At 62.5% G+C, this 2,866-nt stretch carries 2 protein-coding genes; both read left to right on the top strand.

Annotated features, from left to right (window positions below; all coding sequences use genetic code 11):
- Positions 1-782, top strand: a 782-nt coding sequence (locus AB4Z11_RS28435) for a helix-turn-helix domain-containing protein (RefSeq protein ID WP_442029181.1), incomplete at its 5' end; no start/stop codon positions are given.
- 85 nt (positions 783-867) lie between these two features.
- A partial coding sequence (locus AB4Z11_RS28430) for a putative Ig domain-containing protein (protein ID WP_442029180.1) occupies positions 868-2,866 on the top strand: 1,999 nt, incomplete at its 3' end.

Below are 2,866 nucleotides of genomic sequence, written 5' to 3'. Positions count from 1 at the left end.
GTGCTGCTTATGCTAAGCTGATTCGCATGCCTTCTGCCCACAATATCCTGCGCGACGCTAATTCCCCCTGGTGGGAACTGCGCATCAGCGTCGACTCCAGCGACTGCTATCGGCCGCATACGCACGACGAGTATTCGATCGGCCTTGTCGATTCCGGCAGCGCGGTTTTTCAGCATCCGTCCGGACCAGCTGATATCGGCGCGGGAACCGTGGTGCTGATCGAGCCGCATGTCGTCCACGCCTGCAATACAGTGACGCCTGCGCGCTGGTCCTATCGGATGCTGTATATCGATGCCGCGTGGCTGCACGATGCCATCGGAAGCCAGTCTGAATTCGTCACGCACTGCGCGAGGGATGCCGCCCTGTGGGCAGCGCTTGATGGCTTACTCAACTCCCCGCAGCACCTTTCCGAGCTACTGCCGAAAGTGCTGGCCGGCTGGATGCGGCCGGCGGTCGCCGGCGCTGCGACAGCGAAACAACTCGCACCTGCCGAAGCGCTGATGCGGTCGGAAGGCGGCTTGCATCTGAGCGTGGCGACATTGGCCGAGGCTTGCGGCATGACGCCGTCCACTTTCATCCGCCAGTTCAGCAAACGCTATGGCATGACGCCAGGCGACTATCTGCAGGATAAGCGCGTGAACGAAGCGCGCAGCTTGATTGGCAAAGGCATGTCCATCAGCGAGGCCGCGTTCGCGATGGGCTTCGCCGACCAGGCTCATTTGCAGCGCTCATTCAAGCAGCATCACGCCATGACACCCGGGCGCTATTCCCAATCCATATAGCTAACTCGCTACCTACCATAGCTCCGGTATCCCGACTGGATTTAACATGCAATAAAACAAACAAAGCATGTTCCAGGGAGACGCCATGTGTATCGTTCGACGCCTGTTCGCGGGCTTAAGTAGCATCCTGTTGATGTACGGCGCTCAGGCAGCGCCTGCCGTAACGGTCGCGCGCATCGATATGCCGCAAGCCCGCTTCGCTACCGGCGACGACCCGCAGCGCGCGCAACCTGGGTTTGACGACAGCAGCTGGGCCAACATCGACACCACCCATAACTATGAAAAGCAAGGCTTCGATGGCTATGACGGGTATTCCTGGTATCGCATTCACGTAACGATTCCCTCTTCGCTGAAAGCCGGCAGCGACTGGCCGCAGCGCTTACACGTGTACCTGGCCGCCATTGACGATACCGACGAAACCTACCTGAACGGCGTATTGATCGGAAAAACGGGCCGCATGCCGGAAGACGCCGGCGGCTTCGACGGACGCGCACAGGCACTGCGAAACTATCAGGTCGATCTGGCGAAAGTACCGGTGCACTGGGATCAGGACAATGTCATCGCGATCCGCGTGTATGACGGCGTTGGCGGTGGCGGATTCTATAAGGACGCGCCCTTTCTCACCATTCCCAACCGCGCCGACGGTCTGCGCCTGAGCGCCGACCGCGCCCATTTCGATTTCCGCCCCGACGGCAAGGTCGCGCTTGCCCTATCCGTCGCCAACGAATTCGCGACGCGCCAGCGCGGCAAGCTTGAACTGGAATTATTCGACCAGCGCAGCGGCAAGGCACTGCAACGCCGCAGCACCGCGCTGGCCGTCGCGCCCAGCCAGTCGCAAACCTTGCACTGGACGTTGCAGACCGGCCCCGGTGTTGAGGCAAAGCTGCGTTTCGTCGATGCGCAATCGGGACGCAGCGTCACGTCCACCCTGCCGCTGCCCTACCTGCTGACGCCTGCCGACGGACCTGCGCCGGCGATCCATGGCGCGCGCGTGCTGGGCGCCCGGCCTGGCACACCGCTGGTATTCCGCATCCCGGCAACCGGCACGGCCCCACTGCATTTCGCGGCCGACGATTTGCCCGCCGGACTGACGCTCGATGTGGACACCGGCATCATCCGCGGCACCGTGCCGGCGGCAGGCGAGTATGCCATCACCCTGCGCGCAAAAAATACCATCGGCGCGACGAGCCGAATCTGGACGCTGCAAGCCGGCGACCAGCTTGCGCTCACGCCGCCGCTGGGCTGGAACAGCTGGAATGCCTTCGGCGTCAATGTCAGCGATGAGAAAGTGCGTGCCAGCGCGCGCATCATGGTCGATTCCGGCCTGGCCGCCAAAGGCTGGAGCTCCCTGAACATCGACGACGGCTGGCAGGCGGAGGCACGCGCCGCCGATGGCGAACTGCCCGGCAACGAGCGCTTTCCGGACATGGCTTCCTTGGGCAATTACCTGCACGGCCTTGGCCTGCGCTTCGGCATTTACTCCTCACCTGGCCCTACCACCTGCGGCAAATTCCAGGGCGCTTACCAGCACGAAGCGCAGGATGCCGCGACCTACGCGCGCTGGGGTGTGGACTTCCTCAAATACGATCTATGCAGCTATGGTGACCTGATCGCCAAGACGCCAACGCTGGAAGCGCATATGAAACCCTTCCAGCTGATGGGCGACGCCTTGCGCACCCAGCCGCGCAGCATCGTGTTCAGTCTTTGCCAATACGGCGAACAGCAAGTCTGGACCTGGGGGCCAAAGGTCAACGGCCAGGCATGGCGCATGACCGGCGACATCGTCGACAGCTGGCACAGCGTGCTCGAAACCGGCTTCAGCATCGCGCCCTACAGCCAGTATGTTGCGCCTGGCCGCTGGAACGATCCCGATATGCTCGTGGTCGGCCACGTCGGCTGGGGCGATCCACGCCCATCGCGCCTGACGCCGGACGAGCAATATAGCCACATCAGCCTCTGGAGCATGCTCGCCGCTCCGCTGCTGCTCGGGAATGACCTCAGCAAGCTCGATGCCTTTACCCTCAACCTGCTGACCAACTCCGAAGTCCTGGCCATCAATCAGGACGCGCTGGGCAAAGCCGCCG

It is taken from the genome of Pseudoduganella sp. RAF53_2, from assembly GCF_052113985.1.
GTDB lineage: Bacteria > Pseudomonadota > Gammaproteobacteria > Burkholderiales > Burkholderiaceae_D > Rugamonas.
Note: the sequence above shows the minus strand (reverse complement) of the source record. Positions and strands in the feature narration are given on the sequence as shown.